Below are 16,554 nucleotides of genomic sequence, written 5' to 3'. Positions count from 1 at the left end.
ATTTTTTATTATTGATACCTCCAGCTGGTCAAATCTGCGCCTTGCGGTGCACTTTCGGCAATTCGTTTCATGATCTTAGGGACGTACATCGAATTGTACCGTAATCTACTTATGGCATTGGGTTGGTCGGGGTCTCCGTTCCAGCAATGCTCTGCACGGTCTCCGTACAATATTTCTCCATCATAATAGGGCTCGGTAGTGCTTTCCAAAAAGTCCTCCATCAAATAGACGGCGTTGTTCAGGTAATAATTGTCCATGTCACCACAATATATATGGATTTTACCTTTGAGCTGCGGTCCGAGCTTGTCCCAATCCCTTTCCAGTATATGGCGAAGGTCATAGTTCTCTTTCCAATACTCAGCCACTTCGTGGTCTATATCCCCTGTCATTTTATCCCAAATCCGAACGGGATAACCATCATCGCCCTGCGGGGAATAAGTGGCTTCCCAAATATCCCATTGTTGCCCTGAACGTGATTTATCACCTAATACAAGTTCCAAATGGTTGCCCTGTCTTAATGTGGACTGTATATCGCCCAAATAATTTCGATGGGAGGGGACTTCCAGCTTTTTGTGTGCGGAATCATAATAGTAGGCATTCTCATCTTCATAAATGTTGGTAAGGCAGTAGGCCCTAAAATCGATGGGATCCGGGCAGGCGGCAAAGCAACCGTTGTATTCCTCCGGATATTTGACCTGAACGGCAAGGGCTTCCCAACCCCCTGTGGAACCTCCATATAAAAATCGTGACCACCCTTCACCCATGCCTCGGAACTGTTTTTCGATTTCTGGGATAAGCTCGTAGGTAATGGCGTCGCCATATGGACCTTGACTGGCCGAGTTCACCGCATAAGAATCATCATAGTAAGGGGTAGGATGCTGTATCTCGATGATAAGGAAGCGCGGGAAATCGGGCTCGTTCCACCTTTGATAAAAATCGTAAGCTTCTTGTTGTTGTATGATGTTGTATCCTTCCAAATCAAAACGGGCAGAATACTCCGGTTCTAGGTTCGGGTCTGGAGGTGTGGTCCTAAAGCCGCCAAAGTCACTGGGAAAATGTCCATGAAATACCATCAACGGATACTTGGCTTCGGGATGCTCGTCAAAACCTTTCGGCAGAAGAACATGCGCCCCCAAATACATGTCCCGTCCATAGAAATCCGATAATTTTTCGGACTTGATCTTAATGTGCTTTATCCATTCGGTATCCTCGGGTTCTGGAATGGGAGGAATTTCTTGATCCATCACAATCGAAACATTTTCAAGGCCATTGTCACCGATGGTGACCTTAAAAGGTTTGCTGTACAAATTACCTGGCGAAGTGTTCCAATGTTGGCCTTCTCCATTGTCCATGGGCAGCTTTACGGTATGCCCTGTGGATAAATCAAAAGTTTCATAAACATGCAATAGCGCTTGCGCTTGGTATTCTCCCGGAGGCACGTTATCTAGACTAGGGTAGGGGTACCCAAAAATGGATTCATCAAAAGTAATGGGTTGCCCCGGTGCCATAGCTTCGACGTTCATTCCGAAAATGAGTTGGGTATTGAGTCCATCGTTGATTTGAAATCGAGGTTCTTTTGAATCGTCGTTTGAAAGCATCAACAACAATCGTCCGTCTTTGTTTTTGGTGCTAACGGATTCATCAAAACTAACGGCGATGTCAAATTTTGAATTTTTTGGCTGTCCACAGGATACCACCAAAAGTGCGATACAGGAAAATAAAAGGGAAATTCTGGTCATAACGGTCGGATTAGAGTAAAAAGATAGCTCATTTGACCGATAGACCAAACTGTAAAGGGTTATTTATAAGTGTATTGGTCCGGTTCTATATGAATGAGTACATGTCCCAGGTTTGGAATCACCTTACGTAAATGGTCCTTTAGGGCATGGGCGATCCAATGTCCCTTTTCCACGGATATATCCCCACTTACGATAGCATGAAGATCTACATGGTATTTCATTCCTGATTTTCGGATAAAGCATTTTTCCGTACCCAATATACCCTCCACTTCTAGCGCCCTTTGTCTAATTTCTTCGATAAGGTCATCATATTGGTGTTCGTCCATGATTTCACCAAGTGCAGGTCTGAAGATCAAATAACTGTTGTAAAGGATGAACCCTGAAGCCAAGAGTGCTGCCCAATCATCCGCGGTTTCGTAGCCTTCACCAAATATGAGTGCTATCGAAATGCCCAGAAAGGCCATTACAGAGGTGATGGCATCGCTTCTATGGTGCCAAGCATCCGCTCGCAGTGATGAACTCTGTGTCTGTTTACTTTTTCTTATGACTATCTGGAACGAAATTTCCTTCCAGATAATTATACCTGTCAATACGAACAAGGTCCATGGTTCCGGGACTTTATGCGGCGTCTGTATGTGTTGAATGCTCTCGTAGGCGATTATGGTTGCCGAGGTCACCAAAAATGCCACAACAATAAACGTAATGAGCGGTTCTATCTTCCCATGTCCGTAAGGATGGTTTTCATCGGGCGGCTTTTCCGCATATTTGAACCCTAGGAGAACCAAGGCAGATGAAAAAATATCCGTAGTGGACTCAATGGCATCCGCAATCAAGGCGTATGAGTTTCCAAAAAATCCTGCAGCCCCTTTTACCAGTGCTAAGGTTATGTTACCGGCAATGCTGAAGTATGTTGTTCGGACCGCAGTTTTTTCGTTGGTCATGTTTTTCTCCGCTTGCATGGGACAAAGAACGCAAATTACTTATGAAAATCCCCGGCACCCTATAAAATAAAGCGTCGGGGATTAAAAAACAGAATGGTTAGGTATTTGCAGCTATGCTATTTCTGCTTGTGCCGCTGCAACCCTTGCAATGGGCACCCTAAAGGGTGAGCAGCTCACATAGTTCATTCCCACTTTTTGGCAGAAGCCAACAGAACTTGGTTCGCCACCATGTTCGCCACATATGCCTACTTTTAGGTTGGCCCTAGTCATACGTCCCCGTAGGGTTCCAAGTTCCACCAATTGTCCTACGCCTTCTTGGTCCAATACTTCAAATGGGTCTTCTTTTAAAATACCTTTTTCAAGATAGGTGGGCAAGAACTTGCCGGAATCGTCCCTAGAGTATCCAAACGTCATTTGGGTAAGGTCATTTGTTCCAAAAGAGAAGAAGTCTGCTGTTTCGGCAATCTTGTCCGCTATCAAGGCTGCTCTTGGTACCTCGATCATGGTACCTACGGAATATTCCACGGTATCCTTTCTCTTTTTAAAGATATCTTGCGCAACGGTATCGATTATGGCCTTTTGCTGTTTGAATTCTTCCACGGTTCCTACCAAAGGAATCATAATTTCGGGCTTCATGTTGATGCCATCTTTCTTCACATTGAGGGCAGCCTCCAAAATGGCCTGCGTCTGCATTTCAGTGATTTCAGGATAGGAGTTCCCCAATCTACAGCCACGATGGCCCATCATCGGGTTGAATTCTTCCAGTTCTGCCACTTTTCCTTTTACAGCGGCCAAGGAAATGTGCAGCTCTTCGGCCAACTCTTTTTGTGTGGCCAATTGATGGGGCACAAATTCATGTAACGGCGGATCTAATAACCTAACAGTTACGGGAAGACCTTCCATGGCCCTAAAAATTCCTTCAAAGTCCTTGCGCTGCATTGGCAATAGTTCTTTGAGCGCTTGCTTGCGTCCTTTGATAGTGTCTGCCAAAATCATCTCGCGCATGGCTTTGATTCGGTCTACCTCGAAGAACATATGCTCGGTACGGGTAAGCCCGATTCCTTTTGCCCCAAAGTTCCGTGCAATAAGCGCATCTTTGGGCGTATCGGCATTGGTACGGACTTCCATGGTCGCATAATTGTCAGAGAGTTCCATTAATTCGGCAAATTCGCCACTCAATTCAGGTTCCTTGGTGGCAATCTTTCCTTCCAGGATGTTTCCGGTGGAACCGTTGATGGAAATCCAGTCGCCTTCGTGATACTCGTGGTCACCGACTTTTAAAGTTCGGGTCTTATAGTTGATTTTGAGAGCACCGGCACCTGAGACACAACATTTTCCCATACCTCTGGCAACAACGGCAGCATGGGAAGTCATACCTCCACGGGCCGTTACGATGCCCTTGGCGATGTTCATGCCTTCCACATCTTCGGGAGATGTTTCCACACGTACCAAAATGCTGTTTTTGTATTTGCTGGCCTCATCTGCGAAGAAAACGATTTGTCCTGTGGCCGCACCTGGGGAGGCGGGGAGTCCTTGGGCGATCACATCAGCTTCTTGCAAGGCTTCTGGGTCAAAGATAGGGTGTAGAAGTTCGTTCAGTTTATTGGGCTCTATGCGCATTAGGGCCGTTTTTTCATCTATTGATCCTTCTTTGAGCAAATCCATGGCGATCTTTACCATTGCAGCTCCAGTACGTTTACCATTACGGGTTTGCAAAATCCATAGTTTGCCCTGTTGTATGGTAAACTCCATGTCCTGCATATCTTGGTAATGTGTTTCAAGCTTATTTTGATACTCGAACAGTTCCTTGTAAATGTCGGGCATGAGTTCTTCTAGGGAAGGATAACTTTCTTTGCGCTCCTCTTCTTCCACTTGTGCCAATTTGGCCCAACGTTGAGAACCCAGCAATGTAATCTGTTGTGGAGTGCGGACACCGGCCACAACATCCTCGCCCTGGGCATTGATCAAATATTCACCATTGAACTTGTTTTCCCCGGTTCCGGCATCCCTGGTAAAGCAAACTCCTGTACCGGAATCCTCACCCATGTTTCCGAAGACCATGGCCTGTACGTTCACGGCGGTTCCCCAATCTTCGGGATATCCGTGCATTTTTCTGTAGTATATGGCCCTATCTCCGTTCCAACTGTCAAATACTGCGGCAATGGCACCCCAGAGTTGGTCCCAAGGATTATTGGGAAAGGGCTGTCCTGTTCTTTTTTTAACGATGTCCTTGAAGTCATACACCAAATCCTGAAGGTCTTGAACGGTAAATTGGGTGTCCTGCTCAATTCTTCTTTTATCCTTTAAGTGGTCGATGATTTCCTCGAAAGGGTCAAGATCGTCCTTTGATTCTGGTTTGAGGCCCATCACCACGCTGCTGTACATTTGGATGAACCTTCGATAGGAATCCCAGGCAAATCTTTCATTTCCGGTCATTTTGATGACACCTTTTATGGATTCATCATTAAGTCCAAGATTAAGAACGGTATCCATCATACCGGGCATGGAGACCCTTGCACCGGAGCGGACGGATATCAATAATGGATTCTCATCATCGCCAAATATGGCCCCCATGGTTTCTTCAATATGATTTATGGCATTCCTTACTTCGGGCTCTATGCGATCAATGACCGCATCACGTCCCTCTTCATTATATTGTGTACAAACTTCAGTTGTAATGGTAAAGCCGGGAGGTACAGGGATACCGATTCGGCTCATTTCGGCCAAGTTGGCGCCCTTGCCCCCAAGCAGGTTCTTCATATCGCGTCCACCATCTGCTTTTTTATTGCCAAATGAGTATACGCTGAGCTGTTTTTCTACAAGTGTGTCCATATGTATATCTATTAAAGATTGATATGTGTTAAAATTGATACGTAAAAGTAGTGGCTGGAAGAAGGTTAGAATATGATAAAAATCAGTCTTTTGGCTCTGAGGAGAAGTCAAAGTTCACTCTTGGGAAAATCGCTGGACAAACACGATCGGTTGAATGATTTTTGTATACCACAGAAATGATTAATCCAACTTTTTTTAAAAAAAGAAAGAAAATTTTGACGGTTCTGCTGTTAAAAATCAACCATTTAGGAAAAACCTGACATATATCATCTTTTAGGAAAACTCCGTAATAGATCTTTGACCCAACAAAAACCAAAAACTATGCAATATCATACATCACATCGACAATCGCTTTTAAAGGCAGCTATCCTTTGGATAACATTCACTCTGGTTCCCTTGGCACTTTCAGCACAAAGTTTTAAGCTGAACAATGGGGAAGGAGAAGTTAAAGTGACAGGAACTTCTACCCTGCATGATTGGGAAGAGATTGCGGAGCAAAAATCAGGCTTGATTGCTTTGGACAATACCGCAGAGCTTCCGAAAATCACCTCCCTAAAGTTTACAGTGGAGTCCGAAAGCTTAAAAAGCGGTAAAGGGGCCATGGACAAGAATACCTATAAGGCTTTAGAGACCAAAGACCACAAACAAATTGTATTTGAACTAAAAAGTGTGAAGAGCATTTCTCCGGTGACATCGGCATCCAACAAATACAAAGTGGTTGCTACAGGTAACCTGACCATTGCCGGAAGCACAAATACAATAGACCTTCCTTTCAATTTGACCATTAATGAAGGAAAGGTATTGCTGGAAGGTAAGAAAGGCCTAAAAATGACCGATTATAAAATTGATCCTCCAAAAGCCCTTCTGGGAACAATTACCACAGGTGATGAAATCGAAGTTCATTACAACACAGTTTGGAAATAATTAAATCTTAATACTCAACTAATAAATATACAACGATGAAAAAATACACAAAATACGGATTATTGGCTGCTGCATTCCTTGTAGGCCTTATGGGATATTCCCAAAACCGAAACCTCGACAATTTCCGTTCACCCGATAAAAATGGAGTGAATGTATTTGAAGCCCCAAAAGATACTGTTTCCACCTTTGATGGCATTAAAGTAAGGGTAGGTGGATCATCCACGCTACAATTTCAAGCTATTGATCATGAGAACTCTGGAGCTGTGGAACTTATTCCAATCGGCGACAACTTTAACCTAGCAACCGCCAACTTGGATTTGGACGTGGCATTGGCAAAGGGTGTGAGAATGCACTTAAGAACTTATTTATCATCTCGTCACCACCCAGAGCCATATGTTAAAGGAGGTTATTTTCAAGTAGATAATTTGGACTTTATCAGCCCTGGGTTCTTGGAAGAAGCCATGAAGTATTTGACCATTAAAGTCGGTCATATGGAAAACAACTACGGTGATGCGCACTTCAGAAGAACCGATAACGCCCAAGCCATGCACAACCCATTTGTTGGTAACTTGATCATGGATGCGTTTACCACAGAGGTGGGTGGTGAAGTTTACTTCAGAAAAAATGGATTCATTGCCATGTTTGGACTTTCCAATGGTAAGTTGAACCAAGCGGTGAACAATCCAGAAACCACTGGAGCTTCAATCTTGGCAAAACTAGGGTATGATGCCCAAGTTAGTGAGGATTTGAGGTTGAGACTTACAGGTTCCATGTACAGTACAGGCAAATCAGGTAACGTATACCTTTATAGTGCGGACCGTTCAGGTTCTAGATACTACTTGGTAATGGAGGATACTGAGGCATCAACCTCTGGTAACTTTAGATCTGGTAGATACAACCCCGGTCTTAGAAATGAGATTACCGCCTTTATGATCAACCCATTTGTGAAATATAAAGGATTGGAGTTCTTTGGAACCTTTGAGACTGCTTCAGGAAAAGCTGATGCCGAAACAGATGACAGAACCGCCACTCAATTGGCAGGTGAACTGATCTACAGATTTGGGGGCACAGAGAACTTCTTCGTAGGTACCCGATACAATACCGTGACATCCGATGACCCATCAGGATCAGAGATTACCATTGACAGATTCCAATTGGGTGGAGGTGTATTCTTGACCAAGAACATCTTGGCCAAAATAGAATACGTAAACCAACAATACGATGGTTATGACACCACAAGTATTTTCCACGATGGTGAGTTCAAAGGACTTTTATTGGAAGCTGTCATCAGTTTCTAACCGATACAATTGATTTTAAAAGGGCCTGGGACAGCAATGTCCTAGGTCTTTACCCTTAAAACTAGTATTTTAGTTATCATGTTGACCTCAATGCCACATATCACAAAAACTATATTCTTCGGATTGCTTTTTTTTATCGGGCTAAGCTTCAACGACCCCGAAAGAGAAACCAAGGTGAGGGTAGCCTCGGAAAGCGAGGTGGTGATTTCGGGCACTACCAATGTAAATCAGTTCAGTTGCGTATACAATTTGGAGGAACTGGAAATGCCCATCCGTTTGATCTACGATGAAAAATCCGAGCATATCGTCTTTAAAAATGCGGAGCTGAAATTAGTGAACGATTGTTTTGATTGTGGCGGAAAGGCCATCAACAAGGATTTTAAGGAATTGCTCAAAACAGAACGTCACCCAAAGGTAAACTTGAAACTACTCTACGTAGACCCTCCTGCAGCAAATAAAGGAAGGGTAGATGTAGGTTTGGAGATAGAAATAGCAGGTGTTAAGCGTACTATTGAGACTCAGCTCTATTGCGAACAAACAAAAAACATTCAGGTCAAGGGGACCTTGGAGCTCAAATTGAGTGACTTTGAACTGGAACCGCCCAAAAAAATGCTGGGCATGATCAAGGTGGACAACGAAATCAAGGTTAATTTAGCCATACGAATGAGTGAGATATAGAATTATCTGTTTTTTCTGTTATTGAAGAATCCGTTGAGTAGCTAATTACTTAACGGATTTTTTAGTTTTACCCATATTTCATAAAACCAATAATCAGTATCTTGTAACCACATAGAAACTAAAATTAACTTCAAACTTTAATAATGAAAAAAAGAATTATTACAAAAGGGATTCTTGCCCTGGCCTCAATGCTTTTCGCTACTACATTTTATGCTCAGGAGAGCTTTGGTGGACTTGCCCTTTATACCGTGCGGGAAAATATGGGAGAAGATGCCAAGGCAACCTTGCAGAAAGTTGCGGATGCCGGTTATGCTTATATTGAAGCGGCAGGTTATGCGGATGGAAAATTTTATGGAATGGACCCCCAGGATTTTAAATCGTATGTAGAGAGTATTGGATTAACTCCTGTCAGCACGCACATGGGCGGTGTAACTTTGGAGAATGCCGATCAGCAGATTGCAGATACCAAGGCGGCCGGTTTTGAATATTTTACCATCCCGGTTCCTCCAATGGGCATGTTTACTTTTGATCCAGAGAACCGTACTATGGGAATGAAAGGAACCATGGAGGACTTTGCAGAAATTTTGACCACAATCGGAAAAAAATGCGAAGCAGCCGGTTTAAAACTGCTTTACCACAACCACGATTTTGAGTATAAGAACAATGAAGATGGAATAAAGCCTATTGTCTACTTGTTGGAGAATACCGACCCTAAGTATGTGAACTTCCAAATGGATCTGTATTGGGTTACCAGAGCGGAAGCAGACCCGGTATCCTATTTTGAAAAATATCCAGGCAGATTTAAACTATGGCATGTGAAGGATATGGATGAAGAAGGAAAATTTGCTCCTGTAGGTGAGGGGACCATAGATTTTAGAAGAATTTTGGATAAAAAAGACATATCTGGAATGGAAAAGTACTTTGTTGAACAGGATATGACATGGGACAAGAAACCTTTGGAAGTAATCAAAATCAGTCATAAAGGATTGAAAGAGATAGGATTTAAGTAAAAGAGTTAGTAACCGATTGTAAAAGACTTCTGATAAAAAAGACAAGAAATCAAAAAAATATTTTTTACAATCGGTTACATTAGTATCTTTGCACCCGCAAACTTTGGTCGCGTAGCTCAGCTGGATAGAGCATCTGCCTTCTAAGCAGACGGTCGAAGGTTCGAATCCTTCCGCGATCACCAGTAAATAAAGGGCCTTGGAGAGTTTTACTTTCTGAGGCCTATTTTTTTTGCAAACAATTTGCAAACACGTTGTTTTTTAACATAATTTAACTTGTTTTGGGCTTATTTACGTTGTTTTAGTTTAGGCCAATATTCAATAAATAAAATTCAAATTTAAAACGCAATGTCGAAACAGACTTAATAAATCAAATGACAAAATGTAATGGAAAAAATGAAAATTACCCGAATTTGGCACGGAATGACAAAATCTAAACATGCAGATGAATATTTAAAATATGTTGAAGAAACTGGATTGTCGGATTATAGAAACGTTGACGGAAATTTATCTGCAAAAATATTGAGACGCATAGATGGTGATAAATGTCATTTCTTGACCATAACCGAATGGAACTCTTATGAGAGTATCAAGAAATTTGCCGGAGATGATTTTGAAAATGCAAGATATTATGAAGAAGACAAAAAGTATCTGCTGGAATTTGAGAAAAATGTGACCCACTATGAAACTTTTGAATATTGAAGCACGACACGGTAAAAAAACTAATTGCCAGTTCATTGTCTATTGGAAATCTCCAAAAGGATATTCCGCAGGATGTTTGTTTGCTAACTTAGGTCCCGTACATGCGACCAAACGTATCATTGGCGGTCATTGTAGAACGATTTGGACATGCGAAAGTAAATGGTTAAGTTGACTTCTAAACGAAAAGAAGATGGACAAAGCAAAAATAGAAAGGTTGCACACTGATTTACTAACCGCTTGGAACAAACAAGATGCAACCAAAATGGGATCATTGTTTACAGATAATGGAATATCAATAGGTTTTGATGGGAGTCAATATAATGGTAAAAACGAAATTGAAACTGAAATTGGGATAATATTTAAGCACCATCAAACAGCGGATTACGTATGGAAAATTAAGGATGTCCGCTTATTACATTCAGAAGTCGCCACTCTTAGTGCTATTGTTGGGATGATACCACCCGGACAAAAGGATATTAATCCGGCAGCGAATGCCATCCAGACTATAACCGCAATAAGACAGAATGATGTATGGAAGATTGCACTTTTTCAGAATACTCCTGCACAATTTCATGGCAGACCTGAAATGGTAGAAAGGCTAACAAAGGAATTAAATGAACAGATAAAGAAATAAAAAAACCGGACACAACATGCAACCTAAGAAAATCCTAGGTCAAGTATTTCAAAGTTCAAATAAACGATAATCTTCTGACTCATAATTTCCCGCATAATTTGATGAATGCCTCTTTTCTACGGGTGGATACTTCTAATTTCATACCATCCTTGAGGATAGTAAAGCCATCTTTATGATAGGAGTTTACATATAACAGGTTAATAAGATGGGAATTATGGATTCTAAAGAAATGGTCTCCCTCCAGAAGTCTTTCAAAATGTTTTAGGGTTTTGGAAACTGTATATTTTTTACCATCGGTTGTAAAAATATGGGTATAGTTTACATCGGCCTGGCAACGAACAATATCTTCCATTAATAGAAAAACATATCCATCATTGGAGGGAACACTGATGCGTTTAGGGCTGTTATTGGTAGAAATATGGGAGAGCAGTACCTTGACCCGGTCATGTAGTTGTGTTTGTTCTATCTTATCCGTGGCTTTTTGGAGGGCCATTTCAAAATCATCCTTGTCCACTGGTTTTAAAAGATAGTCAATGGCAGAAAATTTGAAGGCCTCTATGGCATAGGTTTCATATGCCGTGGTAAAAATTAGGCTGAAATCTCGTTTTGAAACGGACGACAATACATCGAAACCCGTTTTGTCATGGAGCTGCACATCCAAAAAAACGATATCGGGGCGTATTTTTTCCAACCCGATAATGGCATTATCTGCATTTTCAAAAATGAACAATTGCATATCAGCGCTATGCGGTTTCAATAAGTTGGCTAGGTGATTTATGCAATGCTGTTCATCATCTACTATAGCTATTTTCATATGGGCTTTTGTTCCAATTTAAAAAAGGTGTTCAAGTGGTAAGCTGATTTCTACCCGCGTACCCTTTTGTTCTCCAAGGTCGATAACTTGCAATCTACCTTCTTTGTTTTTTTGTTTGTTCAAAATCTTGAGTCGATTTTCAGTAATTGCCACCCCGAAAGACTTTTTGGATTCATTTCCATTTGCTGTATGCTCTATTCCCCGTCCATTATCCTCGATGGAGCAAATGAGCATGTCTTGATTTTCATTTATGGTTATTTGAATTTGTCCCATTCCATCTCTATCCCGGAATCCATGCCAGATACTGTTCTCAATAAAAGGCTGTAACAGCAATGGGGGTACCAATGTATTTTCAACTTCGAGTGCTTCATCAACCTGAATATGATATGAAAATTTACCAGGTTGTCTTTTGGCCTCAACCTGAAGATAGAGTTCAAGAAACTTTAGGTCCTCTTCCAAAGGAATGGATTTATTTTCTGAATTTTCAAGCACCATTCGCATCAATTTGGCAAACTTGGTAAGGTATTCCAATGCCGTTTCATTGTTGTTTTTAAGGATATAATCACCTATGGAGTTGAGAGCGTTGAATATAAAATGTGGATTCATTTGCGCTCTCAAGGCCTTTAATTCCGTATCGGCAACCAATGCCCTGAATTCTGCATCTTTTTTCTGTTCCAAGACATCCCTTCGTCTTTTGTACAGCACAAATCCTAATACCGATGCTGCTAAAAGACCTCCACCCCCCAAGAGCGAAGCCGTTTTGATGGTAGACTGCCTATCGATTTCCGCTTGAGCAATGGTCCTTTCCTTTTCAAATTCAAACTCCAATTGACTGCGGTTGATTTCTACCCTCCGGTTCTGGTTGTTGAGGCTATCCTTCAATACTGAAAATTTAGTGTAGGCTTCCAACGCCTTGGAAAATTCTCCTTTGGCCGAGTACACATCGGCCAGCGTGCCCCAAGCGGACTTTTGAAGAAAAACATTTCCCTGTGCTTCACTCAGTTGTAATGCTTTGTTGGCGTATAGCTCAGCATTAACATAATCCTTATTGCCCAAGTAGGCCATTGAGGCATTGGCGTAGGCCGTGGGTCTTACAAATTCAATTCCATATTGCTCAATAAGGCCGATACTGTTTTCTGCAGATGCCAATGCGGCGTCCAATTGATCTGCCTGACTGTAAATCAATGATAGATTGCTATACAGGTTGGCCTTGTATGTTGGATTGTTTGTTACCTGTTCCAAGTTCAATGCCTTTTTGTAATAATAAATGGCAGAATCCAATTGGTTCAATGATCCGAAAATATTGGCAATGTTAGCAGTGGCGGTCAGCTCAAGGTTTTTATCGTTATGTAAGACCTTTTTAAACTGCTCCAAGGCCTTGCCGTATTCTTCCTGCTCATAGTACAAAGTGCCGATACCTCCATAAATACCCCATCCAAGCGATTGCAAGTCCTTGTCCTTTTCCATGAGACCCAAGGCTTTGTGATAATATTCCAGGGCCTTGTATGGGTTGGAGAAGGAATATTGATACACTAAGGCCACACGTTCATATCCCACCAAAAGTCCTTTCCAATATCTCAAGTCCCTTGCCAAGTCTACCGTTTTTTTTGAAAATGTCAAGAGGGTAGTATCGGAAGGATTGGCAAAAAGGGCCTGTTTGATGTATTGGTTTCTTAAGTCGATGGTTTCTTGATTGGCAACCGGACTTGAGTCAATTTTCTTGATCAGGGAATCTAGTTCCATTTGAAATTGTTGTGCGGAAGAATGCACTACAATGGAGAATAACAACAAGGTAAAGGTGTATTTCATATGGCAACCGATTAATCAATTTGAAGTCAAAATGAAAATACACATTTTCGCAAAGAATAAAGGATATGCTACACAAAATAAGTGGGAAAGGGCAGAAAATCATTAGCGATTTTAGATTAGAGATGTCAATCTTAATTTTAAACCAACAATCATTACCTAAAACAAATGGATACACAGAAAATAATCCAATTCATAACTCGTCCCGAAAAGATTTTATTGGGAGTAAATAGCAAGCTCGCGTTAAAATTGAACCTACAACCTATCATCATGAGGGTTGTATTTGTTGTCCTTACTTTGTTGTTTATTCCGTTAGGATTATTGGCCTATTTGGGAGTGTATCTGGTGCTGAACAAAATGGCAGGTAAGATGGTGACCTTTGCCCTTATAGGAGCATTATTAGGAATTCCTTTTAGCTACTATTTTCAATCCGAGATGGTTCAACGTATGGCAGGTGGCATCACAGGGTATGTGAAAAATTTTGTGACAATTGTGGATGATGTGGACAGATTTGTGGGCAGTGGGATGGATATTATTTGGGATGCATTGATTGGAGTAGTGGTCTTTACATTGATTGGCGGGGCCATTGGATATTTTATGGATAAATCTAAACAGAAAATAGATTAATTAATGCGCCAAGTTTTTAACTCGAGCTAGTTCTAAATCTATTTAATAAATATTGATTAGTTTTGGTTCATACGAAAGGAGATTACCCTTAGTAGTCTGTAATTCGGTTAGTAACAAAACATCAGCAAGGTAAAAGCTAATAAAATCAAGGGATTGCGAATGGAGTTCAAATCCTTACGCGATTACTAATACATTTCAAAGTCATTAGAAAAGCCTGTAAATCAATTATTTACAGGCTTTTTCATTTTCATTGCCTCTATTTGATTTCAAACGGAAACACTGGGCTCAGTGGACAATTGGGTTGACAATTTTAGTATTGCCAAATCCTTAAAAGACCTTCTAAAAAGCTGTTAAAAACCGATATACAGGCATTTTAGGCCCATTAACCAATAAAATTGAAATCTAATCAAACCAAGAGTCCATGAAAGATTCCTTTTCCATTTTACTCTACATAAGAAAAGCCGGACAAAATTAGATGATTGGGCCACTATCCATCTCCGCGTTTCAGTTGGTCCCCAACGCAAGGAAATAAGGCTTCAGCGGAGAGTAAGGGCGGACGACTGGATCCAAGCGGCCGGTAGGGTCAGGAGACCAGGGCAGGAAGCTTATGAGATTAATACATATCTGGATGAAATGAGGCACAAGCTCTTTACCATCCATGGAAAGTTGGTCGCCAAAGGAAAGTCCTATACGGCACAGGACATCGTGGATAGGTTATTTACGACCGAAAAAAATGAAAGAATGTTGATTGTCCTTTTCCAAGAGCACAATGAAGGGATCCGGGAACTGGTAGGCAGGGAGTATTCTATTGGAAGATATTACCAACATAATAGGACCTTGAAGCATTTAAGGAAGTTTAAACAAAAAGAATTTGATGAAGATGATTTTCCCATCAAAAAAGTGGATCTACAGTTCATTCAAAGGTTTGAACATCATTTATTGGTGTTCAGGGCCGGAGGTAGGAATACGGTTTCAAAGTATGTGACGATTTCAAAAAGATCATGCGAATAGCCCATGCCTATGGTTGGATAAAAAAAGATCCTTTCTTCCATTGGAAAGCCTCCTGGAAGCCTACTGAAAAGGAAGTATTGACCGACCACGAATTGAATCTCTTAATGGAAGGTAAATTCCAAAACAAGAAATTGGACAGGACATGGGACGTTTTCCTGTTCTGTTGTTTTACCGGCCTTTCCTATGTGGATGTAAAGAAACTATCCAATGATGACATTGTAATGGACATACATGGCCAAAAATGGATCAGGACCAGAAGGACAAAGACCAATACCAAAACCTGTGTACCTTTGTTGCCCATTCCCGTGCAGATAATGGAAAAATACCAACATTTCAATGAAGAATCAAAGGATGGCCGGATATTACCGGTAATGAGCAATCAAAAATTGAACGAATATTTAAAGGACGTTACTGAGCTTTGTGGAATCAATAGAAAAGTAACCTTTCATCTTTCCCGGCACACTTTTGTCACTACCGTTACCTTGGCCAACGGGGTGCCCATAGAATCAGTCAGCAAAATGTTGGGTCATTCCAATTTGAAGACAACACATATCTATGCCAAGGTAGTGGATACTAAACTGAGGGAGGATATGCTCACGGTAAAGTCTAGGTACAGAATGGGTTAAAGTAAAAATGTTTGAACAGAATTTGCATTTAAAAGCCAAATGTCTTTTTAGGTAAATTGATGGAAACTCCAATAATCCCAAATGAATTTTTCCTATGCAACATTATACGTCAATTGCCGTATTGAGGTGGTTTTTATTTCCCCTTAGGTTTGTGTCATAACTGTTTAACAACCAACTACCATGGGAAAATTTAGATTGACCTTGGCTCTTGCGGTACTTTCAACCTTGGCTACATTTGCCCAACAAAGCATCAAATGTGTCAAAGGCGATTGCCAAAACGGATATGGGTTTGCAACACTTTCGGAAGGCAACAAGGAAATTGGCTATCAGGTCGGTTTCCATGAAAATCAGCTTTTGCAGGGAATAGGCAACCAGACCGGCGAATTTGGCAGGTATTGGGGCATGTTCAAAAATGGAAAGAAGGAAGGTTTCTTCAGCTACGAAAGCGAAGGAAATATGTATGCCTTTGGGGGGTTTGTGGATGGAAAACGGGAAGGACTGCATGTGATCAGGAACAAAGCAGGATACGAATTCAGGGATTACCAAAATGGCAGACATATCAGCAACAGCCCGTTGGTGACCACAGGTGTTTCACCATGCGTGATGGGCAACTGTGAAAACGGCAAGGGAGTCAAGGTCTACGACAACGATGCCGTTTACAGCAATTGGAAAAATGGGCAAAAGAATGGTATGACCATGGAATTCTTGATGTCGGAGAAAAAAATCATTTTTTCAGAGTTCGTCGAAGGTATTGTTGATGGCCTACAAATGATATGGCATTTTGATGGAAGCAAGGAAATCATGCAAATGCAAAATGGAGCCATAAGCGGGCAATACCTCAAAAGGAATCAGAACAACACCCACGAGGCCGCCATGTACAAGTACGGTCAGTTGACAACATCTTTATAGTCTTTC

At 41.4% G+C, this 16,554-nt stretch carries 15 protein-coding genes and 1 tRNA gene; 11 read left to right on the top strand and 5 right to left on the bottom strand.

The genetic code is table 11. From position 1 onward, the window contains the following. Positions 1-8 precede the first annotated feature (8 nt). From J0656_RS05190 to ppdK, 3 genes are all read right to left on the bottom strand, one after another. The gene (locus J0656_RS05190; RefSeq protein ID WP_207032034.1) at positions 9-1,739 is read right to left on the bottom strand and encodes an alpha/beta hydrolase-fold protein; all 1,731 of its coding nucleotides are present in this window, start codon (positions 1,737-1,739) and stop codon (positions 9-11) included. Positions 1,740-1,798: 59 nt separating this feature from the next. Beyond that, positions 1,799-2,680, bottom strand: a complete 882-nt coding sequence (locus tag J0656_RS05185; protein ID WP_207032033.1) for a cation diffusion facilitator family transporter — start codon at positions 2,678-2,680, stop codon at positions 1,799-1,801. A 111-nt stretch (positions 2,681-2,791) separates the two neighbouring features. Next, positions 2,792-5,512 (bottom strand): pyruvate, phosphate dikinase, encoded by a 2,721-nt coding sequence (ppdK, locus tag J0656_RS05180; RefSeq protein ID WP_207032032.1) that lies wholly within the window; start codon positions 5,510-5,512, stop codon positions 2,792-2,794. A 321-nt stretch (positions 5,513-5,833) separates the two neighbouring features. Here ppdK and J0656_RS05175 point away from each other — a divergent pair, with 321 nt between their 5' ends. The 7 genes from J0656_RS05175 (at position 5,834) to J0656_RS05145 (ending at position 10,755) form a co-directional block, all read left to right on the top strand. Beyond that, positions 5,834-6,436: a YceI family protein gene (locus J0656_RS05175; protein WP_207032031.1), complete on the top strand. Its 603-nt coding sequence runs from the start codon at positions 5,834-5,836 to the stop codon at positions 6,434-6,436. 35 nt (positions 6,437-6,471) lie between these two features. After that, positions 6,472-7,734, top strand: a complete 1,263-nt coding sequence (locus J0656_RS05170; protein WP_207032030.1) for a hypothetical protein — start codon at positions 6,472-6,474, stop codon at positions 7,732-7,734. Positions 7,735-7,824: 90 nt separating this feature from the next. Then, entirely contained in the window at positions 7,825-8,412 is a 588-nt protein-coding gene (locus J0656_RS05165; protein ID WP_207032028.1) for a YceI family protein, read from the top strand. A 143-nt stretch (positions 8,413-8,555) separates the two neighbouring features. Then, positions 8,556-9,422, top strand: a complete 867-nt coding sequence (locus tag J0656_RS05160) for a sugar phosphate isomerase/epimerase family protein (protein ID WP_207032026.1) — start codon at positions 8,556-8,558, stop codon at positions 9,420-9,422. 105 nt (positions 9,423-9,527) lie between these two features. Beyond that, positions 9,528-9,604: transfer RNA gene (locus J0656_RS05155), tRNA-Arg, on the top strand. 238 nt (positions 9,605-9,842) lie between these two features. Next, entirely contained in the window at positions 9,843-10,121 is a 279-nt protein-coding gene (locus tag J0656_RS05150) for a hypothetical protein (protein ID WP_207032024.1), read from the top strand. Between the two features lie 190 nt (positions 10,122-10,311). Then, positions 10,312-10,755, top strand: coding sequence for an SgcJ/EcaC family oxidoreductase (locus J0656_RS05145; protein ID WP_207032023.1), 444 nt, complete (start codon positions 10,312-10,314; stop codon positions 10,753-10,755). 79 nt (positions 10,756-10,834) lie between these two features. Here J0656_RS05145 and J0656_RS05140 read toward each other — a convergent pair whose 3' ends face one another. Together J0656_RS05140 and J0656_RS05135 are read right to left on the bottom strand one after the other, a co-directional pair. Continuing rightward, the gene (locus J0656_RS05140) at positions 10,835-11,569 is read right to left on the bottom strand and encodes a LytR/AlgR family response regulator transcription factor (protein WP_207032020.1); all 735 of its coding nucleotides are present in this window, start codon (positions 11,567-11,569) and stop codon (positions 10,835-10,837) included. A gap of 18 nt (positions 11,570-11,587) precedes the next feature. Beyond that, positions 11,588-13,378, bottom strand: a complete 1,791-nt coding sequence (locus tag J0656_RS05135; RefSeq protein WP_207032018.1) for a tetratricopeptide repeat-containing sensor histidine kinase — start codon at positions 13,376-13,378, stop codon at positions 11,588-11,590. Between the two features lie 165 nt (positions 13,379-13,543). On the opposite strand from J0656_RS05135, the gene J0656_RS05130 reads away from it, so the two are divergent. From J0656_RS05130 to J0656_RS05115, 4 genes are all read left to right on the top strand, one after another. Beyond that, positions 13,544-14,002: a PspC domain-containing protein gene (locus J0656_RS05130; protein ID WP_207032016.1), complete on the top strand. Its 459-nt coding sequence runs from the start codon at positions 13,544-13,546 to the stop codon at positions 14,000-14,002. A 405-nt stretch (positions 14,003-14,407) separates the two neighbouring features. Next, the gene (locus J0656_RS20340; RefSeq protein WP_313790184.1) at positions 14,408-15,013 is read left to right on the top strand and encodes a phage integrase SAM-like domain-containing protein; all 606 of its coding nucleotides are present in this window, start codon (positions 14,408-14,410) and stop codon (positions 15,011-15,013) included. Beyond that, positions 15,004-15,639 carry a site-specific integrase gene (locus J0656_RS05120; RefSeq protein WP_207032014.1) on the top strand — a complete coding sequence of 212 codons (636 nt, stop codon included), beginning with the start codon at positions 15,004-15,006 and terminating at the stop codon, positions 15,637-15,639. Before J0656_RS20340 ends, J0656_RS05120 begins: the two co-directional genes overlap by 10 nt. A gap of 180 nt (positions 15,640-15,819) precedes the next feature. After that, positions 15,820-16,548 (top strand): hypothetical protein, encoded by a 729-nt coding sequence (locus J0656_RS05115; protein WP_207032013.1) that lies wholly within the window; start codon positions 15,820-15,822, stop codon positions 16,546-16,548. The last annotated feature ends 6 nt before the right edge of the window (positions 16,549-16,554 follow it).

The organism is Flagellimonas aurea (assembly GCF_017313785.1).
In the GTDB taxonomy this organism is placed as follows: Bacteria; Bacteroidota; Bacteroidia; order Flavobacteriales; family Flavobacteriaceae; genus Flagellimonas; species Flagellimonas aurea.
Note: the sequence above shows the minus strand (reverse complement) of the source record. Positions and strands in the feature narration are given on the sequence as shown.